Source organism: Baekduia alba (assembly GCF_028416635.1).
GTDB classification, from domain to species: Bacteria; Actinomycetota; Thermoleophilia; order Solirubrobacterales; family Solirubrobacteraceae; genus Baekduia; species Baekduia alba.
In genome coordinates, this window is record NZ_CP114013.1 from 1,113,694 (window position 1) to 1,136,796 (window position 23,103).

General features: G+C 73.7%; 23 protein-coding genes and 2 tRNA genes. 18 read left to right on the forward strand and 7 right to left on the reverse strand.

Features of this window, described 5'->3' with window-relative positions:
• Window positions 1-30: 30 nt before the first annotated feature.
• From DSM104299_RS05535 to DSM104299_RS05560, 6 genes are read left to right on the forward strand one after another with little or no spacing between them, the layout of a single operon-like run.
• Window positions 31-795: a rhomboid family intramembrane serine protease gene (locus DSM104299_RS05535; protein ID WP_272476290.1), complete on the forward strand. Its 765-nt coding sequence runs from the start codon at window positions 31-33 to the stop codon at window positions 793-795.
• A gap of 38 nt (window positions 796-833) precedes the next feature.
• Window positions 834-1,178, forward strand: coding sequence for a hypothetical protein (locus DSM104299_RS05540; protein WP_272476291.1), 345 nt, complete (start codon window positions 834-836; stop codon window positions 1,176-1,178).
• Window positions 1,179-1,859 (forward strand): metal-dependent hydrolase, encoded by a 681-nt coding sequence (locus tag DSM104299_RS05545; RefSeq protein ID WP_272476292.1) that lies wholly within the window; start codon window positions 1,179-1,181, stop codon window positions 1,857-1,859. It begins immediately after the preceding gene.
• Window positions 1,856-2,131, forward strand: coding sequence for an Lrp/AsnC family transcriptional regulator (locus DSM104299_RS05550; RefSeq protein WP_272476293.1), 276 nt, complete (start codon window positions 1,856-1,858; stop codon window positions 2,129-2,131). The genes DSM104299_RS05545 and DSM104299_RS05550 overlap by 4 nt, the downstream gene beginning before the upstream one ends.
• The gene (locus DSM104299_RS05555) at window positions 2,128-2,727 is read left to right on the forward strand and encodes a hypothetical protein (protein ID WP_272476294.1); all 600 of its coding nucleotides are present in this window, start codon (window positions 2,128-2,130) and stop codon (window positions 2,725-2,727) included. Before DSM104299_RS05550 ends, DSM104299_RS05555 begins: the two co-directional genes overlap by 4 nt.
• A 56-nt stretch (window positions 2,728-2,783) precedes the next feature.
• Window positions 2,784-3,716 (forward strand): ribonucleotide-diphosphate reductase subunit beta, encoded by a 933-nt coding sequence (locus DSM104299_RS05560; protein WP_272476295.1) that lies wholly within the window; start codon window positions 2,784-2,786, stop codon window positions 3,714-3,716.
• Here DSM104299_RS05560 and DSM104299_RS05565 read toward each other — a convergent pair.
• The gene (locus tag DSM104299_RS05565; RefSeq protein ID WP_272476296.1) at window positions 3,713-4,477 is read right to left on the reverse strand and encodes an IclR family transcriptional regulator; all 765 of its coding nucleotides are present in this window, start codon (window positions 4,475-4,477) and stop codon (window positions 3,713-3,715) included. The two genes, DSM104299_RS05560 and DSM104299_RS05565, sit on opposite strands and share 4 nt — an antisense overlap.
• A 61-nt stretch (window positions 4,478-4,538) precedes the next feature.
• Here DSM104299_RS05565 and hutU point away from each other — a divergent pair, with 61 nt between their 5' ends.
• The 6 genes from hutU to DSM104299_RS05595 are packed head-to-tail and all read left to right on the forward strand — an operon-like array spanning window position 4,539 to window position 10,682.
• The gene (gene hutU, locus DSM104299_RS05570; RefSeq protein ID WP_272476297.1) at window positions 4,539-6,167 is read left to right on the forward strand and encodes a urocanate hydratase; all 1,629 of its coding nucleotides are present in this window, start codon (window positions 4,539-4,541) and stop codon (window positions 6,165-6,167) included.
• A complete protein-coding gene (gene hutI / locus DSM104299_RS05575) occupies window positions 6,164-7,387 on the forward strand; it encodes an imidazolonepropionase (protein WP_272476298.1) in 1,224 nt (407 codons plus the stop codon). Before hutU ends, hutI begins: the two co-directional genes overlap by 4 nt.
• A complete protein-coding gene (locus DSM104299_RS05580) occupies window positions 7,372-8,562 on the forward strand; it encodes a hydantoinase/carbamoylase family amidase (RefSeq protein WP_272476299.1) in 1,191 nt (396 codons plus the stop codon). Before hutI ends, DSM104299_RS05580 begins: the two co-directional genes overlap by 16 nt.
• Window positions 8,559-9,668, forward strand: coding sequence for a formimidoylglutamate deiminase (locus tag DSM104299_RS05585; protein ID WP_272476300.1), 1,110 nt, complete (start codon window positions 8,559-8,561; stop codon window positions 9,666-9,668). Before DSM104299_RS05580 ends, DSM104299_RS05585 begins: the two co-directional genes overlap by 4 nt.
• 13 nt (window positions 9,669-9,681) lie before the next feature.
• Window positions 9,682-10,332 (forward strand): hypothetical protein, encoded by a 651-nt coding sequence (locus DSM104299_RS05590; RefSeq protein ID WP_272476301.1) that lies wholly within the window; start codon window positions 9,682-9,684, stop codon window positions 10,330-10,332.
• Complete coding sequence (locus DSM104299_RS05595; protein WP_272476302.1) at window positions 10,329-10,682, forward strand: tRNA-binding protein; 354 nt, start codon at window positions 10,329-10,331, stop codon at window positions 10,680-10,682. The genes DSM104299_RS05590 and DSM104299_RS05595 overlap by 4 nt, the downstream gene beginning before the upstream one ends.
• A gap of 12 nt (window positions 10,683-10,694) precedes the next feature.
• On the opposite strand, the gene DSM104299_RS05600 is transcribed toward DSM104299_RS05595, so the two are convergent.
• Window positions 10,695-12,299, reverse strand: coding sequence for an RNA polymerase sigma factor (locus DSM104299_RS05600; protein WP_272476303.1), 1,605 nt, complete (start codon window positions 12,297-12,299; stop codon window positions 10,695-10,697).
• A 108-nt stretch (window positions 12,300-12,407) separates the two neighbouring features.
• Between DSM104299_RS05600 and DSM104299_RS05605 the strand changes: the two genes are divergently transcribed.
• Window positions 12,408-12,492, forward strand: a tRNA-Leu gene (locus DSM104299_RS05605).
• 15 nt (window positions 12,493-12,507) lie between these two features.
• Here DSM104299_RS05605 and DSM104299_RS05610 read toward each other — a convergent pair.
• Window positions 12,508-12,981 carry a group II truncated hemoglobin gene (locus tag DSM104299_RS05610; RefSeq protein ID WP_272476304.1) on the reverse strand — a complete coding sequence of 158 codons (474 nt, stop codon included), beginning with the start codon at window positions 12,979-12,981 and terminating at the stop codon, window positions 12,508-12,510.
• Between the two features lie 97 nt (window positions 12,982-13,078).
• Here DSM104299_RS05610 and DSM104299_RS05615 point away from each other — a divergent pair, with 97 nt between their 5' ends.
• Complete coding sequence (locus DSM104299_RS05615; RefSeq protein WP_272476305.1) at window positions 13,079-15,448, forward strand: choice-of-anchor A family protein; 2,370 nt, start codon at window positions 13,079-13,081, stop codon at window positions 15,446-15,448.
• Between the two features lie 151 nt (window positions 15,449-15,599).
• Here the strand turns inward: DSM104299_RS05615 and DSM104299_RS05620 are convergent, their stop codons facing one another.
• Complete coding sequence (locus DSM104299_RS05620; RefSeq protein WP_349294529.1) at window positions 15,600-16,307, reverse strand: winged helix-turn-helix transcriptional regulator; 708 nt, start codon at window positions 16,305-16,307, stop codon at window positions 15,600-15,602.
• 244 nt (window positions 16,308-16,551) lie between these two features.
• Here DSM104299_RS05620 and DSM104299_RS05625 point away from each other — a divergent pair, with 244 nt between their 5' ends.
• A complete protein-coding gene (locus DSM104299_RS05625) occupies window positions 16,552-18,105 on the forward strand; it encodes an adenylate/guanylate cyclase domain-containing protein (RefSeq protein WP_272476306.1) in 1,554 nt (517 codons plus the stop codon).
• A gap of 27 nt (window positions 18,106-18,132) precedes the next feature.
• On the opposite strand, the gene DSM104299_RS05630 is transcribed toward DSM104299_RS05625, so the two are convergent.
• Window positions 18,133-18,345, reverse strand: a complete 213-nt coding sequence (locus DSM104299_RS05630; protein WP_272476307.1) for a hypothetical protein — start codon at window positions 18,343-18,345, stop codon at window positions 18,133-18,135.
• 165 nt (window positions 18,346-18,510) lie between these two features.
• Here DSM104299_RS05630 and DSM104299_RS05635 point away from each other — a divergent pair, with 165 nt between their 5' ends.
• Entirely contained in the window at window positions 18,511-20,157 is a 1,647-nt protein-coding gene (locus DSM104299_RS05635; protein ID WP_272476308.1) for an acetolactate synthase, read from the forward strand.
• A 554-nt stretch (window positions 20,158-20,711) separates the two neighbouring features.
• Here DSM104299_RS05635 and DSM104299_RS05640 read toward each other — a convergent pair.
• A complete protein-coding gene (locus DSM104299_RS05640; protein WP_272476309.1) occupies window positions 20,712-21,638 on the reverse strand; it encodes a Ppx/GppA phosphatase family protein in 927 nt (308 codons plus the stop codon).
• A 16-nt stretch (window positions 21,639-21,654) separates the two neighbouring features.
• Entirely contained in the window at window positions 21,655-22,590 is a 936-nt protein-coding gene (locus tag DSM104299_RS05645; RefSeq protein ID WP_272476310.1) for a 2-hydroxyacid dehydrogenase, read from the reverse strand.
• Window positions 22,591-22,618: 28 nt separating this feature from the next.
• Here DSM104299_RS05645 and DSM104299_RS05650 point away from each other — a divergent pair, with 28 nt between their 5' ends.
• On the forward strand, window positions 22,619-22,927 hold the full coding sequence (locus DSM104299_RS05650) for a hypothetical protein (RefSeq protein ID WP_272476311.1): 309 nt from the start codon (window positions 22,619-22,621) through the stop codon (window positions 22,925-22,927).
• 61 nt (window positions 22,928-22,988) lie between these two features.
• Window positions 22,989-23,062: transfer RNA gene (locus DSM104299_RS05655), tRNA-Met, on the forward strand.
• The last annotated feature ends 41 nt before the right edge of the window (window positions 23,063-23,103 follow it).

Genomic DNA, 23,103 nt, shown 5'->3' on the forward strand with positions numbered 1-23,103 from the left:
GGAGTCGCGGGGGCCTAGAATCGGATGGAGATGGCCGGGACGCCCGACCTGTTCGTGGTTTGCAAGAAGTGCGGGTCTGAGGTCAGCCCGTACATCACCGAGTGCCCGTACTGCGGCACCCGGTTGCGAAAGCGTGCCCCGAAGATCGACCGCAGGTCGGGGGACGCGTCGCCGCGCGCGGCGCGCCGGGTGCCGCGTCCGACGCTCACGCCGCTGCGCACGGGCGAGATCCCGGGCATCCGCGGCGACGCCTTCGGCAAGCCTCGCGCGACGATCCTGATCCTCGCGCTGTCGCTCGTCGGCTTCCTCGTCCTGCCGTTCGTCGCGCGCGTGGACCTCGGCCTGACCGACTTCGCCAGCGACCAGTGGAAGATCGCCGTCGCGCCGTTCATCTACCCGAACGCCTGGTACCAGCTGGCCGTGCTGCTGGCCATCGGCGTCTACGGATGGCGGCTGGAGCTGCGCCACGGCCCGGTGCTGGTCGTCGCGCTGTTCCTGGCCTGCGGGATCGGCGGCGACGCGATCGCGACCGCCGTCGGGAGCAACGCCTACGTCTTCGGTGCCCCGGGCGCGGCGCTGGGCATGCTCGCGGCCTGGGCGCTGCCCGACATCGTGCGGGCGCGCAACGGGGTCGAGCACGACGGCGACCTGCTCGGCACCGCGGTGATCGCGGCGGTCGTGGCGCTGATGCCGGCGGTCACGCCCTTCGCCAGCGCGGTCGCGACGTTCAGCGGGCTGGTCCTCGGCGCTCTGGCGGGCCTGATGCTCCTGCGCGGCGCCGACACCACGCGCTAGTCGGACCGCACCGCTCCACGCTCGCTAGTGTGGGCTTCGTGCCCGCCCGTCGCTTCACCGCCGAGCAGGTCGACGCCGCCGTGGCGGCGCTGTCCGACGAGCCCGAGCGGTTCGTCCACTCGCAGGAGATCGTCACCCACGCCGCCCCCGGGCTCCAGCGCGTCCTCAACGAGGCCCTGGACGCCGGCGGCTGGTTCGGCGAGGCCCACGAGGCGCAGATCACCGGCGTGGCCAGCGCGGCCGAGGGCGACGAGCGCCTCTCCGCGATCCGCGTCCTCATCGCCGAGGAGACGCGCCTGAGCATGCTCGTCGGCGTCGCGGTGGGGCTGGAGCTGGCACGCGGGCTCTACGAGCCGGACACCGACGACACGCAGGAGAGCTAGATGCCGAAGATCACGTTCCTGGGCCACGCGGCCTTCTCGATCGAGCACGACGGCAAGACCGTCCTCGTCGACCCGTTCCTCACCGGGAACCCGAAGGCCGCGGCGACAGCCGACGAGGTCGCCGCCGACGCGATCTTCCTCACGCACGCCCACGGCGACCACCTCGGCGACACCGTCGCGATCGCCAAGCGCACGGGCGCGCCGGTCGTCGCGATCGTCGAGCTCGCGCACGAGCTGGAGGAGGGCGGCGTCGCGTCTGTCTTCAACCCCAACATCGGCGGCACCGTCGACCTCGACTGGGTCTCGGTCCGCCTGACGCCGGCCTGGCACACGGGCACGTCGCCGAGCGGCACGACCAGCACGCCGGCCGGCCTCGTGATCGAGATCGGCGGCAAGCGGATCTACCACCTCGGCGACACGGGGCTGTTCAGCGATCTGGCGCTGCCGTCCAAGCGCGGGCACATCGACGTGGCGCTCGTCCCGATCGGCGGGCACTTCACGATGGACCGCTTCGACGCGGTGGTCGCGGCCGACTTCCTGAAGGCCGACCAGATCATCCCGTGCCACTACGACACGTTCCCGCCGATCGAGACCGACGTGCAGGCGTACAAGTCCGACGTGCAGAACGCCGGCTACGCCGAGGTCGTCGTGCTCGAGCCCGGCGCGACGCACGCGCTGTGACCACCGCGGTCGTCCTCGTCGAGGCGGAGCGCGACGCGCTCCAGACGCTCGGCGGCGCGCTCGCCGGCCTGGACGGCGTGGCCGAGGCGTACTCGGTCACCGGTGAGTGGGACTTCGTGGCGATCGTCCGCGTTCCGCGCCACGAGCAGCTGGCAGAGGTCATCACCGGCCAGCTGGTGAAGCTGGACGGCGTGGGCCGGACGCAGACGATGGTCGCCTTCGAGGTCTTCTCCGAGCACGACCTCGACGCGATGTTCTCGATCGGCCAGTGAGGTCCCGGCGCGTTGTCGTAGGAGTTGCTGCCGCCGCCCTGCTGAGCGTGGGCGCGGCGGCGTGCGGCGACGACGACGCGTCGACGGCGACGGTCGTGCAGGAGCCGACCACCGCGGTCGAGCCGTCGACCGTGCCGACGACGACGACCGAAACGCCGCCGACGTCGACCGACACGAACCCGACGGCGACGACCGGCGAGCCCACCGGCGGCGGCGAGCCGACCGGTGCCGGGACCGGGACCACCACCGCGCCCGACACCGGCGGCGCGCCCGCCGGCGGCGAGCAGGCCGAGGGCGGCGCCGGCGACGAGGAGGCCACGCGCGTCCCGGTCGCGCTGACGACCGACGGTGGCGCGCTCTCGCCGACCACCGTGACGGTTCCGGCGTTCCTGTCGGTCGAGGTCGCGGTGACCGCCAAGGGCGCTGCCGAGAAGGTCACGATCGACGCGCCGGGCGGCGGGACGCTGAGCGTGCCCGCGGGCGGCAGGGCGACCAGGACGCTGTCGGGCCTGAAGCCCGGCGACTACGCCGTGACGACCGCGGGCGGCGGCAGGACCGTGCTGCACGTCGTCAACGGCGGCGACCCCGGCCCCTAGCGCGGTCCGCGGGCTCGACTGGCCAGCCAGCCAGTTGCCGAGTAGGCTCGCCCGCCATGACCGATCAGGCGGCTGGGCAGCACCGGACGGAGCGCGACGATTTCCAGCAGACGAGCGACCCGGCGCTGGACGCGCGCGCGGACCGCGGGCTCGCCACGCTGCTGTCGCCGCGCGAGCTGTACTTGCTGTGGGAGCGCCAGCACTGGGCGACGCAGGACATCGACTTCACCCAGGACCGCATCGACTGGCACGAGCGGATCCCGGAGGAGGAGCGCTTCCAGCGCATGTACGGGCTGTCGTCGTTCTTCATCGGCGAGCAGCGCGTGGAGGCCGAGCTCGCGCCGCTCATGCGCGCGGTGCCCGACGAGGACATGCGGATGTTCCTCGCCACCCAGATCGCCGACGAGGCGCGCCACGTCGCGTTCTTCGACCGCTTCTACTCCGAGGTCGGCGTCCTAGAGTCCGACTCGCTGGCGGCCCGCCTGGAGGAGACCGCGGCACACGTCAACCCCGAGTTCACCGTGCTCTTCGACGAGATCCTGAAGGGGAAGGCCGACCGGCTGGCGGTCGCGCCCGACGACCTGGAGTGCGCCGTCGAGTTCGTGACGATCTACCACATGATCGTCGAGGGGATGCTGGCGCTTACCGGCCAGCACTTCATCATCGACTACAACGAGCAGCAGGGAACGCTGCCGGGCTTCGTCGAGGGCTTCACGAACGTCGCGCGCGACGAGCACCGCCACGTCGCGTTCGGCGCCTGGTTCCTGCGCCACATGGCACAGCGCGATCCGAAGTACGGCGAGGCGGTCCAGCGGACGCTGGTCGAGGTCGGGCCGGTCGCCGACGGCGTGCTCAAGCCCAAGTTCATGGACGGCGTCGCCGACGACGACACCGAGACGCTGTTCGGCGTGTCGGTCGAGGAGACGCGCGCGTTCGCGATGCAGGCGCTCTCGCGCCGACTCAAGGTCATTGGGTTGATGGCCGCCTAATCTGGCCGGCCGTGGATGCGCCGGGCCACCTCGGCGGCCGCGGCGCGGACGGCGGCGGCCAGCGTCGCGCGCTGCGCGTCGTCCACGTCGCCGGTCCCGAACGTCAGCGCGATCGCCGCGACCGGATGGCCGGCGTGGTCGAGGACCGGCGCGGCGACCGAGGCGAAGCCGGGCGTGACGTAGCCGTCCTCGTCGGCGTGGCCTTGTTGTCGCACCTGCCCGAGCGTCCGGCGCAGCTCGGTCGGCGTCCGCGGGCCCGCGTCGTGGCGGCGGACGAGCGGCCCGCGCGCGCCGATCAGCGCCCTGACCTGCTCGGCCGGCAGCGCCGCGAGCATCGCCAGGCCGCTGGCGGTGAGGTGCGCGGGGAGGCGGACGCCGACCTCGGTGACGAGGCTCGGCCGGTCCGGTGCGCGCTCCTCGATCACGTAGAGCACGTCGGCGCCGTGGAGCATCGCGAAGTGGCCGTTGTGCGTGGTCTTGGCCACGAGGTCGGCGAGCGCGGTCTGCGCGATCCAGCGCAGCGGCTCCTGGCGCGTGTAGGCCGAGCCCAGCGCGAACGCCGCGACGCCCAGGCCCCAGCGGCGCTCGGCCGGCAGGTGCACGACGAAGCCGCGGTCGCGCAGCGCCGAGAGCAGATGGTAGGTCGTCGAGCGCGGAAGGCCGAGGTCGCGCGCGATGGCGGCGGCCGGCAGCGGGGAGACGTGGCGGGCGAGCAGCTCGAGGACGTCGAGCGCCTGCGTGGCGGCGGGCACGTTGGGCATGTCTGGGATCCCAGACGGTACGCGGTTGCGCACGTCGGCGCCCGCGCCGACACTGCGCGGCATGTCGGAGCTTCGATGCCTGGGCTGGCAGCAGGAGGCGGCGCTGCGGATGTTGGAGAACAACCTCCATCCGGACGTCGCCGAGAACCCGGACGAGCTGGTGGTCTACGGCGGGATCGGGAAGGCCGCGCGCGACCACCGGTCGCTCGCCGCGATCAAGGACGTGCTGTTGCGCCTGCGCGACGACGAGACGCTGCTGGTGCAGTCCGGGAAGCCCGTCGCGGTCTTCGAGACCCACGACCGCGCGCCGCGCGTGCTGATCGCGAACTCCAACCTCGTCGGCGACTGGGCCAACTGGGAGCACTTCCGCGAGCTCGACGCGGCCGGGCTCATGATGTACGGGCAGATGACCGCGGGGTCCTGGATCTACATCGGGTCCCAGGGGATCCTCCAGGGCACGTACGAGACGTTCGCGGCGGTCGCGCGCAAGCGCTTCGACGGCTCGCTGCGCGGTCGCCTGGTCGTCACGGCCGGGCTCGGTGGCATGGGCGGCGCCCAGCCGCTGGCGGTGACGATGAACGGCGGCGTCGCGCTGTGCGTCGAGATCGACCGGACGCGGATCGAGCGCCGGATCGAGACGGGGTACCTGGACGAGCGCGCGGGGTCGCTGGACGATGCCCTGGCGCGCTGCGCCGAGGCCGTCCGGGAGGGCCGCGCGTTGTCCATCGGGTTGCTCGGCAACGCGGCGGAGCTGCTGCCGGAGATCGCGGCGCGGACCGACGTCGTCGTGGACGTCGTCACCGACCAGACCTCCGCGCACGACCCGTTGATCGGTTACATCCCGGCCGGGATGACGCTGGAGCAGGCGGCGGTGGTGCGCGCCGCCGACCCGGACGCCTACCTGCGGCGCGTGGGGGAGAGCGCGGTCGCGCACGTCGGCGCGCTGCGGGCGCTGGCGGCGCGCGGCGCCGAGGCCTTCGACTACGGCAACGCGCTGCGCGGGCTGGCGCGCGCGTCGGGCGACGTGGACGCGTTCTCCTACCCCGGGTTCGTCCCGGCCTACATCCGGCCGCTGTTCTGCGAGGGCAAGGGCCCGTTCCGCTGGGTGGCGCTGAGCGGCGACCCGGCCGACATCGCGGCGACCGACGCGGCGATCCTCGACCTCTTCGGCGACCAGCCGCACATCCGGCGCTGGATCGAGCTGGCCCAGGAGCGGGTCAGGTTCCAGGGCCTGCCGGCGCGGATCTGCTGGCTGGGCGCCGGCGAGCGCGACCGCGCCGGCCTGCGCTTCAACGCGATGGTGGCGTCGGGCGAGGTGCGCGCGCCGATCGTGATCGGCCGCGACCACCTGGACGCGGGCTCGGTCGCCTCGCCCGAGCGCGAGACCGAGGCGATGCGCGACGGGTCCGACGCGGTCGCCGACTGGCCCCTGCTCAACGCCATGATCAACGTCGCGGCGGGCGCGTCGTGGGTCTCGATCCACCACGGCGGCGGCGTCGGGATGGGCAAGTCGATCCACGCCGGGCAGGTCGTCGTCGCCGACGGGACCGCGCTGGGCGCCGAGCGCGTGCGCCGCGTGCTGACCGTCGATCCGGGGATGGGCGTCGTGCGCCACGTCGACGCCGGCTACCCGGAGGCCGAGGCGGCGGCCGTGCGGCTCGGGCTCGACATCCCGATGATGGCCTCGTGAGCGCGCTCAGCATCGAGGACGCGGCGCAGGTCGTCCGGCCGCCGGCCGCCGGCCTGCCGTACCTGCGGCTGGACCGCGCGGGCGAGGTCGTGCTCGACGGCGGCGCGCTGGCGATCGACGGCGACCGCATCGCCGGCTTCGCGCCCGACGCGACCGCGCGGCGTATCGACGCGTCGGGCTGCGCCGTCGTCCCGGGGTTCGTCGACTGCCACACGCACCTGCCGTTCGCGGGCTGGCGCGCCGCGGAGTACGCGCTGAAGGTCGCCGGGCGGCCCTACGAGGAGATCGCGCGGGCGGGCGGCGGGATCGCGGCGTCGGCGCGCGCGTTCGCGGAGGCCGGCGACGAGCAGGTGCTGGCCCAGGCGGGCGCCCTGGCGGCGGAGATGCTGGCGCACGGCACGACCACGTTCGAGGGCAAGAGCGGCTACGGGCTGAGCGAGGCGGCGGAGCTGCGCGCCCTGGCGCTGGCGCAGGAGCTGGGCGCGCGCGTCGCGCAGACCACGGACTCCACCGCGCTGCTGGCCCACGCGGTGCCGCCGGGGCGCGAGGCCGGCGCCTGGCTGGACGCGGTCGCCGCGCTCGTGCCGCAGACCACGGCCACCGCCCTGGACATCTACGTCGAGTCGATGGCGTTCGGCCTCGACGACCTCGCGCGCATGGGCGCGCTCGCGGCCGCCAACGGGCGCGACCTCCGCGCGCACGTCGAGCAGTTCTCCACGATGCGGTCGGTGCCGGTGGCGCTGGAGGCGGGCGCGCGGTCGGTCGACCACCTCGCCTGCCTGCACCCTGATGATGTTGATGTCCTTGCTCGGGCCGAGTGCGCCGCGGTGCTGCTGCCCGGCGCGGAGGTGCTGGGCGACGAGCGCGTCGCGCCGGCGCGGGCGCTGGCGGACGCGGGCGCGATCGGCGTGCTGGCCACCGACCTGAACCCGGGCACGTCGCCGATCACGTCGCTGGCGCTGATCGTCGGGCTCGCGGTCCGGCGCTACGGCTGGTCGGCGCGCGAGGCGATCATGGCCATCACCTTGAACGCGGCGTGGGTGCTGCGGCGCTCGGGCGAGTTGGGGTCCTTGGAGGCCGGCAAGCGCGCTGACGTCGTGGTGCTCGACGCCCCGCTCGAGCACGTGCCCTACCGCTTCGGCCACAACCCCGCGGCGATCGTGATCGTCGGCGGCGAGATCGTGCACGTGCGGGCCGACCAGGCATGGCGGATCGCGTGATCGGCGCCGCCGACCTGGAGGCGCGGCTGGCCGGGCTGCGGCCGGTCGGCTTGAGCGAGCGCGGGACCAACCGGCTCGCGTGGACGGTCGAGGACGCGGCGGCGGGGGAGTGGTTCGCCACGCAGGCGGCGTCCTGCGGGCTGCTCGTCGAGCGCGACGGCGCCGGCAACCGCTGGGCGCTGCCGGAGGGCGACGGGCCGTGGTGGGCGGTCGGCTCGCACACCGACTCGGTCCGCGACGGTGGCGCGTTCGACGGCGCGCTGGGCGTGGCGGCGGCGTTCGCGATCGCCGCGGCCGCGCCGGAGCTGCCGCTGGCCGTGGTCTCGTTCGCCGACGAGGAGGGCGCGCGGTTCAACACGCCGACGTTCGGGAGCCGGGCGCTGACCGGCGTGCTCGACGTCGACGACGTCCTCGCCCGGCGCGACGACGACGGCGTCGCGCTGGCCGACGCGCTGCGGGGCGCGGGCGTCGCGCCGGAGGGGCTGCGCGAGGCGCCGGCGGCGCTGGGCCGGCTGCACGGGTTCGTCGAGCTGCACATCGACCAGAGCCGGGAGCTGGAGGTCGCGGGCGCGCCCGCCGGCGTCGTGTCGGCGCTGGCCGCGCGCCTGCGCGCGCGGGTGACGCTGCGCGGCACCGCCGACCACGCCGGCACGACGCCGCCCGAGGACCGCCGCGACGCGCTCGCCGCCGCCGCGCGGCTGATCGTCGCCGCCGACGACCTGCGCGCCGCCGCCGGCGCGCCGCTGCGCACCACCGCCGGCCGCATCCTGGTCGAGCCCAACGCGCTGACGAGCATCGCCTCTGGCGCCACCGTCTGGCTCGACGCCCGCGCCGCCGCGCCGGACACGCTCGACACCTGGCTCGCCGGCCTCGAGGCCGCCGCCACCGCGCTGTCGGCGACGACCGGCGTCGCGATCGCCATCGCCGTCGAGTCGCGCAGCGCGGGCGCCGTCTTCGACGCCGACCTCCGCGCGCGCCTGCGCGCCGGCGGCGCCCCCGCGCTCCTCTGCTGGGCCGGGCACGACGCCGGCATCCTGGCGGCGCGGATCCCGGCGGCGATGGTGCTCGTCCGCAACGCGACCGGGGTCAGCCACTCGGCGGCCGAGCACGTCGAGCTGACCGACGCGGCGCAGGCCGCGACGATGATCCTGCGCATGATGGAGGACTTGGCGTGACCGACCGGTACGCGCTGCCGGCGATGCCCAACGTGCACAGCCACGCGTTCCAGCTCGGGCTACGCGGCGTGGGGGAGCGCCCGGCGCCCGAGGCCCACGCGCGGGACGACTTCTGGTCCTGGCGCACGGAGATGTTCCGGCTGGCGTGGAGCCTCGACCCCGACGGCATGCGCGCGGTCGCCGAGCGGCTGTACCGCGAGATGGCCGCGGCGGGCTACGGCGCGGTCGGCGAGTTCCACTACGTCCACCACCAGCCCGACGGCACGCCGTACGAGCAACCCAATGTGATGGCCTTCGCGCTCGCCGAGGCGGCGGCCGCGGCGGGCCTCGAGATCGTGCTCCTCCCCGCGGCCTACCACCGCAACGGCGACCGGCCGCTGCAGCCCGGCCAGCGGCGGTTCTGCGATCCGGACGTCGAGACGTTCCTCGCGCGGGTCGACGCGCTGCGCGCGTGGGCGCAGGGCCGCGCGGGAGTCCACGTCGGGGTCGCCGCGCACTCGGTCCGGGCGGTCCCGGCCGCCTGGCTCGCGGCGATCGCGCGCTACGCCGACGCCCACGACCTCGTCCGCCACGTCCACGCCCACGAGCAGCGCCGCGAGCTGGCCGAGTGCGACGCCGAGCACGGCTGCACGCCGATCGAGCTGCTGCACCGCAGCGGCTTCCTCGGCCCGCGGACGTCGATCGTCCACGGCATCCACGTGACGCCCGCCGACGTCGCCCGGCTGGCGGCGGCCGACGCCTTCGTCGTCTCCTGCCCCACGACCGAGGGCAACCTCGGCGACGGCCACTTCCCGGCGCTGCGCTACCGCGACGCCGGCGTCCGTCTGGCGATCGGCTCCGACTCGCAGGTCCGCATCGACCCCTTCGAGGAGGCGCGCGAGCTGGAGACCGGCGCGCGCCGCGAGCGCCAGACGCGCTTCGGCCTGCTGTCGCACTACGGTGACCTGTGGGGCGAGCTCGTCGCCAACGGGCGCGCCAGCCTCGGCCTCGACGGCGGCGCGGAGATCCACGTCGACCGCGACCACCCCCAGCTGCGCGGCGTGCCGACCGACGACCTGCGCCGCGCGCTGGTCACGGGCGCGTCGGCGGCCGTCGTGCTCTCCTAGACTCCGACAGCGAATGTCCGTCGTCCGCCCCGAGTTCGGCCCGACGCTGCCCGAGCTGCTGGGGCCGCGCATCCGGGCCCTCCCGCGCCCTGCGCGCCTCGCGCTCGCGGCCGTCGCCGCGCTGGTCGTGCTGGCGATCCTCTACGCGCTCTTCAAGCCCGAGGGCGCGACCCAGCGCAAGAACGCGGTGATCGTGCGCACGCCGATCGCGTTCAACTTCGTCTACCGCCAGCCGTTCGCCAAGGAGCAGCCGCAGCAGGGCGAGCTCGCGCGGGTCGGCAGCAAGGCGCAGGCGTTCTCGGTCCGCGCGCTCAACCTCCCGCCCTACAAGGGCGACGCTGCCGGCTTCCTGCCGCTGTACGCCGCCCAGCAGCAGGCGCAGATGGCCAAGGACCTGCCGGGCTTCGTCTGGCGCGCCGACGGCCGCGCGAACATCAACAAGCAGCAGGGCTTCGAGATCGTCTTCCAGTTCCGCCGCTCGGACGGGACGCTGACCTACGGCCGCCGGATCTTCCTGCTGCCCGACGTCACCGCGCGCCAGGGCGCCGACATCTGGGCGACCGCGCCGCGGTCGCCGTCGATCGTGCGCGCCGACGACGTCGGCCACAACGGCGGCCTCAAGACCGCGCTGCGGTCGTTCCGGTTCGGCACGGAGCGCCCGTGAGCGGCGCCGACGCCGGCGCCGGCACCATCGGCTTCGACGACTTCGCCAAGGTCGACGTCCGCGTCGGCCGGATCGTCGCGGTCGAGGACTTCCCCGAGGCGCGCAAGCCCGCGTGGAAGCTGCGCATCGACTTCGGCCCGGAGCTCGGCGAGAAGCGCTCCTCGGCGCAGATCACCAACTACTCGCGGGAAGAGCTCGAGGGCCGGCTCGTGCTGGCCGTCGTCAACTTCCCGCCGCGCCAGATCGGGCCGGTGCGGTCCGAGGTCCTGACGCTCGGAACCTACTCGGGCGACGTCGTGCTGCTGGTCGACCCGGGCGCCGAGGCGCAGCCGGGCGACAGGCTCGGCTGAGGCCGGCTCGGCTCAGCCGGCCGGCGTGGCCGACGACGCGCCGCCGTCGGCCGTGTCCGGCTCGGCCGGCGTGGTGGACGTCGGCGGCGTGGTGCTGGTGTCCGGCGGCGTCACGCTCGAGGCCGGATCGTCGGCGGGCGGCGCCGGGTCGGCCGGCGCGGGCTCGGTCGTCGTGGTCGGCGTCGTCGAGGACTGCTCGGGCGGCGCCGAGGTCGACGCGCCGCCGTCGGCCGGCGTCGGCGTCGAGGACGTCGGCTGTGGATCGGCGGTCGGCGAGGGGGCCGGCACGACGGGCGGCACGGTGCTCGGCGCGGTCGGCTGGTCGGGCAGGCGCGAGTCGTCGTAGCCCTGCTGCGTGCCGCCGGCGGGCGCGGTGGTCGAGCCCGGCGCGGTGTCGGTCGCCGTGTTCGGCGCGGCGGTGGTGGTCGCGTCGGCGGGAACGGTGGTCGACGCCGCCGCGCGCTCGTGGCCGGAGCCGCCGGCCTTGCCGGACCCGGCGGAGCCCGCGTGGCCGGCCGTGCCCTGCGGTGCCGAGGTCACGGCGGTCGGCGCGGCGGCGACGGGCGCCGGCGCGGCCTTCGCGGTCGGCGTCGCGACCATCGCCGCGGCCGCCGGCTCCTGGGCCAGGCGATGCTTGTTGACGTGGTCGATCTCGGCGGCGCCCGTGGTGACGATCGCCACCGCGGCCAGGCCGGCCGCGGCCTTGGTCGCGACCGCGCCGACGCCCGCGCTCAGCGCGGAGCCGGTCGTCATGCCGCCCGCGGCCACGCCGCCGGTCGCGGCCGCACCGCCCGCGGCGGCGCCCGCGCTGCCGGCGCCTTGGGCCAGGAGGAACTTCTTGAACACCAACAACGGCCCGATCGGGAAGACCGCGGCCAAGGCCTTGTTGTTCTGCTTGAGCGCCTTCTTGAACGACCCGCAGCGCTGGCAGCCGCGCACGTGGCGGCGGACCGGCGCGCTGATCGACTCCAGGCCCTCGGCCCACATGCCCAGCTCGTCGCGGACCTCGACGCACGTCAGCTTGCGCGCCTCGGCCGCCTCGGCGAGCGCGACCCGCGCGCGCACCAGCAGCGACTTGACCGACGGGACCGTCGTCTCCATCGCCTCGGCGATCTGCTCGTAGGAGAGCGCGTCGATCTCGCGCAGCAGCAGCGCGGTGCGCTGCGTCTCGGCCAGCGTCTGGACGTCGGCGACGAGCTCGCGGAACTCCTCGCGGTCGTGGACCTTGTCGGCGGTGGTCGTCCCGTTCTCGGCCAGGTGGACGTCCATCGAGTCCACGCCGATCGCGGTCTGCTTGCGCAGGTGGTTCAGGCAGCGGTTGCGCGCGATCCGGTACAGCCACGGCCGCACGTTGATCGGGCGGTCGTCGGCCACCATCGCGTTGAACGCGGCGGCAAAGACCTCCTGGAGGACGTCCTCAGCGTCCTCGCGGGAGGCCAGCATGTGCCGGCAGAACGCGAGCAGGCGCGCCTGGTAGCGCGACACGAGCGCCTCGTAGGCCGCCTGGTTGCCGCGCCGGGTGAGCGCGACCAGGCGCTCATCGCCCTGCAGGCGCAGCAGCGGCGTCGGGCCCCGGAGACCGGAGGCCCCGTGGAGTTTGAGGGCGGAGACTTCCACGCGTGAACGGGCCTTTCCGTGCCCGCAGTGGTCGAAACAGACCGCGGGACGGGAAGTTGCGGAACTGGTCAGTGTAGGAAGCCCGCAGCTAGGCTCTCGCAAGGTCCCGCCCGGGTGGTGGAACTGGTCAGACACGGCCGGCTTAAACCCGGCTGCCCGCAAGGGCATGGGGGTTCGAGTCCCTCCCCGGGCATATGCAGGGGTTTCGTCAGCCCTGGTAGGGCGGCGCGACGCCCCAGCCCCAGCGCGGAACCGGCGCGTGCGGCGCCGGCTGGGCGTCCGGCGCCGAGTTCTCGACGGCCAGCCGCGTGCCCCACTCGGCGTAGCCCATGATCGCGGCCCGGAACTCGGGGTCCGCGGGGAGGTCGACGTCGTCAGCCGCGCGCGACAGCAGCGTCACGAAGCGCAGCCGCCGCTCGGGGTCGATCGCCAGCGCGCGGTGCTTGGCGAGCATGTGCTCGTAGCCGCCGTGGCGCTCGGTGTAGAACGCTGGGCCGCCCATGACCTCCGACCACCAGTCCGTGACGTGCTCGCGGTGCTCGACGCTGACGGTGCCGCCGAAGAGCGGCGCCAGCAGCTCGTCGCCCTCGACCCGGTCGTAGAACGCGTTCAGCCAGCGGGCGAGTGCGTCGCGGCCGCCGGCCCACTCGTAGATCGTCGGGACGGGCTGGGGAGAGGCCATGGCTCACCGTATCGTCACGCGCGCCCGATGCTCCGGCTTCGCGGTCGTCCGCATCGGGTGATGGCCGGTCACCCAAGCTGCGCGCACGATCAAGGGCATGTGGAAGCTGATGGTCCTGGCCACCACCGCGATCGCGATCGGCGCGCTGGCGCTCCCCGGCGTCGCCGCGGCCGCGACCTGCGGCGATCTCGGGCCGGCGAAGGACTACGACGTCTTCGTGGCCGGCGCCTACACCGTGGGCAACACGCAGATCCAAGGCCGCGTCGCGGTGGGCGGCGACGCGCGCGTCGCGATCAACGGCGGCTACGGCGTCGGGACGGCGCTGCCGAAGAACGCGGCGCGTGTCGACCTCGTCGTCGGCGGCTCGCTGACGGTCGGCAGCAGCGGCGCGCAGGCCTCCAACGGGAGCGTCACCTATGGCACGACGCTGAGCGGCACGATCGCCACGCCCAACGGGACGCTGAGCCACCAGCCGCCGCCGTTCTCGTTCGCCGACTCGTTCACCGACCTGCGCGCGCTCTCGGGCCAGCTCTCCGGGCTGGCGGCCAACGGCACGTGGTCGATCACGCCGTGGGCGGCGCTGACGTTCACGGGCACGAGCACGTCACGCAACGTCTTCAAGATCAGCGCCGCCGCGCTGCAGGCCGCGCAGGAGATCGCGTTCGCCGTGCCCGCGGGGTCGACCGTCGTGGTCAACGTGACCGGCCAGACCTACAGCTCGGCGACGAAGCCGACGACGCGGATCTCGGGCGCGCCGGCCGCCCGGCTGCTGTGGAACTACCAGCTCGCCACACGCGTGCAGATCGGCCCGAGCATCGAGTGGCAGGGCACGGTCCTGGCGCCGTCGGCCGCCGTGTCGTTCACCAACGGCCAGCTCCACGGGCAGGTCATCGCCGCGTCGTACTCCGGCGACGGGACGGTCCTGCACGACTCGCCGTTCGGCGGCTGCCTGCCGCCGCCGCCGACGCGCGACCTCGTCCTGACGCCGCTGTGTCGCAACCCGCAGTCCAACGCCACCAACCTGCGCCTGACCAACACCGCCGACACCGCCGTCGACGTCACCTGGTCGGACCTCGACAGCGCGCAGGGCGGGGCGCTCACGCTTCCGGGCCGGACCGACACGTACTTCGACGTCGCGGACGGCGAGACCCCGCATCGCGTCGTCGTCAGGTCGTCGACCGAGACCGCGCAGGCGACGACCGAGACGCGCGCGTGCGCTGGCCGGGTGCAGGTGAGCAAGGTCGTCACCGGCGACGGCACGCCGCCCGACGGCCCGTGGCAGATCACGCTCGATGGCGACAACGGCTACCACGGCGCCGCGAACGTCAACGCCGGCCAGACGGTGGGCTTCGACGTGCCCGGCGACTACGAGGCCGGGACGGTCCCGATCGGCGAAGTCGTCGGCGGCTTCCGCTACACGGTGTCCGAGCCGGACCCGCGCGGCGCAGTCGCGACCATCAGCGAGGAGCCCGTGACGATCCTGGACGGGATGATCGAGACCGTCGTGGTCGGCAACGCGTACGCCGCCACGGAGCCGCCGCCCGGCGGCGGGGGCGAAGGTGGCGTCGGCGGCGAAGGGGACCTGACGCCCCCGCCGCTCCCGGGACCCGGCGGTCCGGTCGTCCAGCCGCCGCAGCCGACGCTCCCGCCCGGCGCCCCCGCGCCGGTGGCCGGCCCGGGCCTGATCGCCGCGCGGTCGGCCGACGCCGCCGACCTGGCCGTGACGCAGGTGGTCGTGCCCGCGCGAACCCAGGTCGGCGGCCGCGCGCTGTCGCGGACGACGGTCCGGAACCTCGGCACGCGACCGGCCGAGGACGTCGTGCTCCGCGAGATCCCGCAGGCCGACCCCAAGCACCCCAACCGCATCGTCCGGCTCGTGTCGGAGTCCGCCGACAGCAACGTCACGTGCTCCTCGACGCGCCCGGTCATCTGCCACGTGGGCACGCTGGCCCCTGGCGCGAAGGTGACGGTGGTCGCGCGCGGGCGGATGCTCGTCGCCGGCTCCTACAAGAGCGTCGTCCAGGCCTCCAGCCCAACGCCCGAGAGCAACACCACCAACAACGTCGGGGTGGACGGCGTGGTCGTGACGAGCCGGTCGGCGCCGCTGCGGGTCGGGGTCCGTTCGCCCGCGGTCGCGGTCGCGGGCCAGCGTGTCACCTACCGCGTGTCCGTCCGTGCGTCGCTCCACGAGGTCAGCGCCGTGCAGCTCTGTCATCGCCCGGCTCGCGGGTTGTTGGTGCTGTCGGCGCCCGGGACCTACCAGTCGCACGGCCGGTTGTGCATGGACATCTCGCGGCTGCGCGCCGGCCACACGAGCGCGTTCCTCGTCCATGCGGTCGCGTCGGCGCAGTACGCGGGCCGTCGCGTGCTCCTGCCCGCGTCGGCCGACTCGCCCAACCGCGCCCGCCCCGCACGCGGCCTGTCCGCGACGCAGATCGTCGACGTCGAGCCCAGCGGGCTGGGGTGATCGCGTGGCACGATGACGCAGACGGTGCACGCCGACCCCGCCATCCGCCTCACCCCGCGCACCGCGCACGACAAGCTCGTGCGCGTCGACGGCCTCAGCACGGCCGACGCGCACGCTCGCCTCACGACCTGAGCGCGCTCCCCTGGGCGGGCTAGGCGACCGGGGTCTCGCGCACCGCGCCGGGCGCCAGGGCGTCCAGCAGCGCGTCCGCGATCTCCTGATCGCCGGTGATCTCCAGCTCGGTTCGCGACGCGTCCGGGCCGAGGGCCTCGATCCACGCCCGCTCAGGGCCGGCGATGCGTGCATCCGCCTCCGGCGCCGAGCGCTCCGCCAGGTCGACGCGGCCTTGCCGCGCGGTCAGGACGTAGCGCTTCATGTCACCCGCTCGGCGCACGACCGTCATCTCGACCATGCCATCCACGCTGTCGGACAGCGTCAGGCCGGGGACGGTGCGCAGGATCGCGCCGATGTCGACGGCTTCGTCGGGCCGTGGTGGAGACCAGGCCCAGCGCGCGCCCCAGCGGGCGAGCGCACCGACGACCGGGAGCAGGTCCCGAGCACGCTCGGTCAGCTCGTAGTCGACCCGTGGCGGGACCTCGCGGTAGCGCTGACGCGTGAGCAGGCCGTCGGCGACCATGCGGTTCAGCCGCGAGCGGAGCTGCTCGGTCGAGATGCCGGGCAGGACCCGCTGCAGCTCGACGAAGCGTCGTGGACCGGCGACCAGGTCGCGGACGATCAACAGCGTCCACTTGTCGCCGACGAGATCCAGGGCGCGAGCGTCAGGCGCCCACTGGTTATAGGGGTGCCGCTTGGGGGGTGGAACGGAGGGAATGGCTGCCTCCCTTGAGACCGCGTAGATAGGACGGACCCCTCAGCCACGAACCAGGATACCCACGTCCGTGCACGGACGCGCTGTTTTTCGGCGGACCTGGACGTCCGTTGGAGCAGAAGTCGGAGAATCCGGGAACCGCAACGTATCGCGACAACACCGGCAATCTGCACATTGCCCGAACATGCCAGACGCTGCACCGTCAGAAGGACCGATGTGACACTTGCACTCCGGCACGCTGGCGCACAGACGTTCGGTCCGTCACGATCAAGCGGTGCAGCGTGCGACGCTCACTTGGGCCTTCCATCGCTTCGGCGCCCGTTACCCACGTCTGATCATCGCGCTGCACTTCCAGGTCGCGCACCTCGTCGTCGCCGGCGGCGTCTGGCTGCTGGACCTCTACGTCGCGCTGTCCAGCGCGCAGTTCTGGCGGATCCTGGTCGTCTGCGAGGTCGCGGTCCTGGTCGAGAACGCCCTGGCGATCGGGATCGTCTGGCGCATGCTCAAGCCCGCCGACCCGTGGCTGCAGGGCGAGCGCGACGCGGGCACCGCGCTGGCGGCGTGGCGCGCGCTGGCCGGCACGCCGCTGGCGTTCGTGCGCTGGGGTCGCGCCGTCCCGTTCCTGGTCAACGTCGTGCCGATCGCGGCGTTCCTGACCGTCGAGCTCGACGCGCCGTTCTGGCCGTCGTTCTTCATCCTCGCCGCGGGCGTCTCGGTGGTCCTGCTCTACGGCGTCTTCCTGCGCTTCTTCGGCCTCGAGCTCGTGCTGCGCCCCGTGCTCGAGGAGGTCTCCGACGACCTGCCCGACGGGCCGGGCGTGGCGAGCGTGAGCGTGCCGTTGAAGTGGAAGCTGCTGATCGCGCTGCCGGCGATCAACATCGTCTCGGGCGTCACGGTGGTCGGCTTCGCGGCGCCCGACGGCGCCGGCCTGGACCAGCTCGGCTTCGGCGTGCTCGTCACGATCGGCGTCGCCTTCACGATCTCGCTCGAGTTGTCGTTGTTGCTCCTGCACTCGATCCTGAAGCCGATCGATCAGCTCCAGCGCGGCACGGCGCGGGTCGCGACCGGCGACTTCAGCGTCCGCGTCCCCGTGCTTGGGACCGACGAGACTGGGCGGCTGGCGGGCTCGTTCAACACGATGGTGTCGGGCCTGGAGGAGCGCGAGCGCCTGCGCGAGGCGTTCGGCGCGTTCGTGGATCCCGACGTGGCCGAGCGCGTCATGGTCGAGGGCACGGTGCTCGAGGGCCAGGAGGCCGACGTCACCGTCCTGTTCCTCGACATCCGCGGCTTCACGGCGTTCGCCGAGCGCGAGGGCGCGCGCGAGGCGGTCGCCCGGCTCAACGACCTGTACGAGTTGATCGTGCCGGTGCTGGTCCGCCACGGCGGACACGCCAACAAGTTCATCGGCGACGGGCTACTGGGCGTCTTCGGCGCGCCGGAGCGGTTGACCGACCACGCCGACCGCGCGGTCGCCGCGGCGCTGGACATCGTGCAGTGCGTGCGGGCGCGCTACGGCCAGCGGCTGCAGATCGGGATCGGGCTGAACTCCGGGTCGGTCGTCGCGGGGACGATCGGCGGCGGCGGCCGCGTCGAGTTCACCGTCATCGGCGACGCGGTCAACACCGCGGCGCGGGTCGAGGAGGCCACGCGCGTCACCGGCGACGACATCCTGCTCACCGAGGCGACGCGCGCGCTGCTGCGCGCCGACCACGGCGGCTTCGTCGGCCGCGGCGACGCGGAGCTGAAGGGCAAGCAGGAGCGGGTGCTGCTGCATGCGCCGCTGGGCGGCGCGGCGCAAGGCCGCGCCGTTCAGCTGCGGGCCATCTGAGGCCCGGATCCCGCGATTCGCGGGTGCTTAGACGTTGACCAGGCCGGCGAGGATCTGCTCGTCGAAAGCGTCTTCCTCATGGCCCAGATGCACCGACGCCGCGGGCGCCAGCATCGGGTAGGTCGCGTCCTGCTCAGCCGCGATGGCGGCGAAGCGACGGGTCGGCAGGCTCTCCTCCGGCCCGCGCGTGTCGGGCGCTGGTGCCGCGTGGGGCAGATCCTTCTCGAAGCGGGCGTCCATGGTTGGGGACGACTCCTCTCTCTTCGGGTGCCTTCCTACTCCACCGGTTCTACTCCTTTGAGCCGAGATCGCAAGGAGGCTGTCGCGAGCGGACGCCCGGGTGGGGGTCGTTCATAGGAACCCTCTGAAGAACCCACGCCGCAGGCGCGCCATCATGGACGCTCTATGAGCGTCGACACCGAACTGGAAACGCGCCTGCACGGCGGCCGGCTGATCGCCCGGCGGCTGAAGGCCCACGGCGTGACGAAGCTGTTCACGCTCTCGGGCGGCCACATCTTCTCGATCTACGACGGCTGCCGGGAGGAGGGGATCGAGATCGTCGACACCCGCCACGAGCAGGCCGCGACCTTCGCCGCCGAGGGCTGGGCCAAGGTCACGCGCACGCCGGGCGTCGCGGCGCTGACCGCGGGCCCGGGCGTCACCAACGGGATGAGCGCGATCGCGTCGGCTCAGCAGTCGGCGTCGCCCATCGTCGTGCTCGGCGGCCGCGCGCCGGCGATGCGGTGGGGGATGGGCTCGCTGCAGGAGATCGACCACGTCCCGTTCGTCGCGCCGCTGACGAAGCTGGCCGCGACGGCGGACTCGCCGGACGCGATCCCGGGCCTGGTCGACGACGCGTTCGCCGCCGCGATGGCGCCGCACTCCGGCCCGACGTTCCTGGACTTCCCGATGGACCACGTGTTCAGCGAGGGCCTCGACGCCGGCGCGCCGTCCGGCGTCCTGCACGACGTGCTCGCCGAGCCGATCGCGCCGGGCGACATCGACAAGGTCATTGCCTTGCTCGACGCCGCGGAGCGTCCGGTCATCATGGCCGGCACGAACCTGTACTGGGGGCGCGGCGAGCACGCGCTGCGCGAGCTCGCCGAGGCTCGCGGCATTCCGGTGTACTTGAACGGCCAGGCGCGCGGCTGCCTGCCGGCCGACCACGACCTCTTCTTCTCGCGCGCGCGAGGAGACGGGCTGAAGGGCGCGGACCTCGCGCTGGTCATCGGCGTCCCGATGGACTTCCGCCTCGGCTTCGGCGGCTCGTTCGGCGAGGACACCAAGTTGGTGGTCATCGACCGCGCCGAGCCGGCGCGCGCGCATCCGCGGCCGGTCGCGGTGTCGCTGTACGGCGGGATCGACGCGACGCTGCGCGCGCTCGTAGGGGAGGCGACGCCGGAGCGCACGCGCGACTGGGTGGCGCACCTGCGCGGCAAGGAGACCGAGAAGCGCGAGGCCGAGCGGGTCGAGCTCGACGACGGCCGCGCACCGCTGCACCCGATGCGCCTGTACCGCGAGCTCGGCGACGTCCTGGACCGCAACGCGATCGTCATCGGCGACGGCGGCGACTTCGTCTCCTACGCCGGCCGCGTGATCGACACCTACGAGCCGGGCTGCTGGCTGGACCCGGGTCCGTTCGGCTGCCTCGGGACCGGTCCGGGCTACGCGCTGGCCGCCAAGCTCGCGCATCCCGACCGCCAGGTCGTCCTGCTCGTCGGCGACGGCGCGTTCGGCTTCTCGGGCATGGAGTTCGACACGCTCGCGCGCCACGGCGTCAACGTCGTCGCGGTCATGGGCAACAACGGCATCTGGGCGCTGGAGAAGCACCCGATGGAGTTCTTGTACGGGTACTCGGTCGCGGCGGAGCTGACGCCCGAGACGCGCTACGACGAAATGGTCGTCGCGCTGGGTGGGCACGGCGAGCTGGTGCGGACGCCGGAGGACCTCAAGCCGGCGCTCGCGCGGGCGTTCGAGAGCGGCAAGCCGGCGCTCGTGAACGTCCTCACGGACCCCGACGTCGTCTACCCGCGCAAGTCCAACCTGGCGTAGCGGCGCGCGCGCGTGCCTAGGCACGCGGGCGAAGTCCGCGTTCTACCGGACTCCGGCAAGAAGGTTGCCGGCAGTTTTCGGTGCGACGAAGGCCCGGAAAGTCGGAAGCCGCCTCGAAGGGCGGCTTCCAAACTCGGCCCCGACAGGACGGGCAGGGGTACGTGCCATGCGGGGGCCTGATTGTCTGGTCCGAGCGGCGGGAGGCGCCGATTCGATGCGGCTTCGCCCGGACCTATGCGTCGGGACGGCAGATGAACGAGCCTGTTCGGCACGTACACCCGTTGACCCGACAGCGGGAGTATCTGACCCCCGCAGATGGCCCACAATCAGACACCCGTCCAGGCGCGTTCCGAGAAGTGGGGATGCCGGTACAACCGACCTGCGGCATATACGGGAGGTGGGGCTCCGGCCTTGCTCGACCCAAGTCCGCTGGAGCGGTCGGGGCGGGCGTGTTCCTCAGCCCTCGCCCGTCCCGTCGCACCAGGATCAGGACGCGTGTTCGGGGACGCGAGCTCGGAGGCTCGTGCGAGCAGGCCGGTGGTGTCGCAGGTCGATCACGCGGTGGCGGCGGGCCGGTCCAGCGCCGCCCCGCGGAGGATGTCGTGCTCGGAGACCTCGACCTCGTCGAGGCCGAAGGTGCGCATCGCTGTGATCAGCAGGATGACGCCGGCGACGATCGCCTCGGCGCGGTCGGGATGCAGGCCCTTGACACGCCGGCGCTCCGCGACCGTGAGCTGCGCGAGGCGGGCCAGCAGCATCTCGGCCTGGGCGCGCAGCAGCCGGAAGCCGTGGACCTTCGCCGGGTCGTAGGGGTCGAGCTCCTGCAGGATCGACGCGCAGGACGTGGCGGTGCCGGCGACGGCGATGCCGGCCTGGACCGCTGCGCGCTCGGGCGGCGGGACCGCCTGGGCGAAGATCTCGCTCGCCTCCTGCTGGAGGAGCTGCAGCTCCTCGGGGCGCGGCGGATCGGACCGCAGGAAGCGCTCGGTCTGGCGCACCACGCCGGCCTGGGTGGAGACGTGGAAGTCGACGGTCGGGCCGTGGCCGACGACCAGCTCGGTCGAGCCGCCGCCGATGTCGACCACCACGCGCGGCCGCGACGAGTCCGGGCGGTCGCTGGTCGCGCCGAGGTAGGTGAGGCGCGCCTCCTCGTCGCCGGTGATCGTGCGCGCGCCGATGTTGTAGGTGTCGTTCAGGCGCTGGGTGAAGGCGGCGCCGTTGCGGGCGTCGCGGACCGCCGAGGTCAGGACACCGGTGACGGCGTCGACGGCGTTGGCGTCGATGATCCGGCGGTACTCGGCGATGGCGTGCTCGACCCGTGCCATGGCCTCGGGCGCCAGCTCGCCGGTCCGGTCGACGCCCTGGCCGAGGCGGGTGACCGTCGTGCGGCGGTCGATGTCGTCGGCGATCCTGCCGTCGACGACGTCCGCGATGTACAGGCGCGTGGAGTTGGTCCCGACGTCGACGACGGCGATCCGCATGGGCTGGGCGGCGAGCCTACTTCTTGGACGCCGCCGCGGGATGCGGCAGCGGGCGGCCGTCGAGGCCGGCGAGCAGGTTGTCGACCGTGAGGTGGGCCATCTTCGCGCGCGTCGTGTGCGTGGCCGAGCCGATGTGGGGCAGGACCAGGACGTTCGGCGCGGCGAGCAGCGGGTCGTCGACGGGCAGCGGCTCGGGGTCGGTGACGTCCAGCGCGGCGGCGGCGAGGCGGCCGTCGTGCAGCGCCCGGGCGAGGGCGACCTGGTCGACCAGCCCGCCGCGGCCGGTGTTGACGAGGATCGCGCCGCGCTTGACGGCGTGCAGCGCGGCGTCGTCGATCAGGTGATGGGTGGCGGGCGTGAGCGGCGCGTGGAGCGAGACGAAGTCGGCCTGGGCGAGCGCCTCGTGCAAGTTGTCGTTCCTGCCCACGATGATGGTGGTCATGGAGAAGCCGCGGGCCCGGCGGGCGACGGCGCCGCCGATCCGCCCGGCGCCGCCGACGATCGCGATCGTCTGGCCCGTGACGTCGGCGCCGAGCCAGGCCTGCGTCTCGAACGAGCGCCAGCGGCCTTCGGTGACCGCGGCGGCCGCCTCGGGCAGGCGGCGCGCGGCGGCGAGCAGGAGCGCGAACGTGAGGTCGGCGGTCGCGTCGGTCAGGACGTCCGGCGTGACGCCGACGGCGACGCCGCGCGCCTCGGCGGCGGCGATGTCGATGTTGTCGAAGCCGACGGCGTAGTTGGCGATGACCTGGAGTTGCGGCGCCGCGTCGAGGAGCTGCTCGTCCACCCGCTCGGTCAGCGTGGTCAGCAGGCCGTGCGCGGCGGCCACGTGATCGCGCAGCTCGGTGGGGTGGGGCGGCAGGTTGCCGGTCCAGAGGTCGACGTCGTGCCCGGCCTCGGTCAGGCGATCGAGCGCGTCGCCGGCCAGCCCGCGTGAGACGAAGACATGCGCCATGGTCAGCGGGACCCTACGCTTCGCGGCCATGTTCGTGGCAACGGCGCGCACCGGCGACCCACAGGCGCCGGAGATCGTGCCGAGCGACCACTGCGTCGCGCGCTACCGCGAGCGGATGCCGATTCGGAGCCCGGGCCTCGACGAGGTCGTGCACGGGTTGATCGCGGTCCTGGAGGACGCGGCGATCATGCGCTGGCCACCCGGCTGGGCCGTCACCGACCGGCCCCCCGAGCTCTGGGCGATCGCCGGCGACCTCGCCTTCCCGCTGGCACGGACACCGGTCCCTGGCCGCTGGCTCGCGATCACCTGCCTCCGCCGCGGCCGCGACCGGGCGTAAGCCTCCAGACCCTCGACGAGGTCGTTCGGGAACGGCCGATCCGCTACACTTCTACGTCCGCCGCGGGGTGGAGCAGTCTGGTAGCTCGTCGGGCTCATAACCCGAAGGTCGCAGGTTCGAATCCTGCCCCCGCTACTCACGAAAGTCCCTGCTTGCGGGGGCTTTCGTCGTTTAAG

Coding starts and splice junctions, on each gene's coding strand:
- DSM104299_RS05535 (WP_272476290.1), top strand. CDS start 31: ATGGCCGGGACGCCCGACCTGTTCGTGGTTTGCAAGAAGTGCGGGTCT.
- DSM104299_RS05545 (WP_272476292.1), top strand. CDS start 1,179: ATGCCGAAGATCACGTTCCTGGGCCACGCGGCCTTCTCGATCGAGCAC.
- DSM104299_RS05560 (WP_272476295.1), top strand. CDS start 2,784: ATGACCGATCAGGCGGCTGGGCAGCACCGGACGGAGCGCGACGATTTC.
- DSM104299_RS05565 (WP_272476296.1), bottom strand. CDS start 4,477: ATGCCCAACGTGCCCGCCGCCACGCAGGCGCTCGACGTCCTCGAGCTG.
- hutU (WP_272476297.1), top strand. CDS start 4,539: ATGTCGGAGCTTCGATGCCTGGGCTGGCAGCAGGAGGCGGCGCTGCGG.
- DSM104299_RS05580 (WP_272476299.1), top strand. CDS start 7,372: ATGGCGGATCGCGTGATCGGCGCCGCCGACCTGGAGGCGCGGCTGGCC.
- DSM104299_RS05590 (WP_272476301.1), top strand. CDS start 9,682: ATGTCCGTCGTCCGCCCCGAGTTCGGCCCGACGCTGCCCGAGCTGCTG.
- DSM104299_RS05610 (WP_272476304.1), bottom strand. CDS start 12,981: ATGGCCTCTCCCCAGCCCGTCCCGACGATCTACGAGTGGGCCGGCGGC.
- DSM104299_RS05615 (WP_272476305.1), top strand. CDS start 13,079: ATGTGGAAGCTGATGGTCCTGGCCACCACCGCGATCGCGATCGGCGCG.
- DSM104299_RS05630 (WP_272476307.1), bottom strand. CDS start 18,345: ATGGACGCCCGCTTCGAGAAGGATCTGCCCCACGCGGCACCAGCGCCC.
- DSM104299_RS05635 (WP_272476308.1), top strand. CDS start 18,511: ATGAGCGTCGACACCGAACTGGAAACGCGCCTGCACGGCGGCCGGCTG.
- DSM104299_RS05640 (WP_272476309.1), bottom strand. CDS start 21,638: ATGCGGATCGCCGTCGTCGACGTCGGGACCAACTCCACGCGCCTGTAC.
- DSM104299_RS05645 (WP_272476310.1), bottom strand. CDS start 22,590: ATGGCGCATGTCTTCGTCTCACGCGGGCTGGCCGGCGACGCGCTCGAT.
- DSM104299_RS05650 (WP_272476311.1), top strand. CDS start 22,619: ATGTTCGTGGCAACGGCGCGCACCGGCGACCCACAGGCGCCGGAGATC.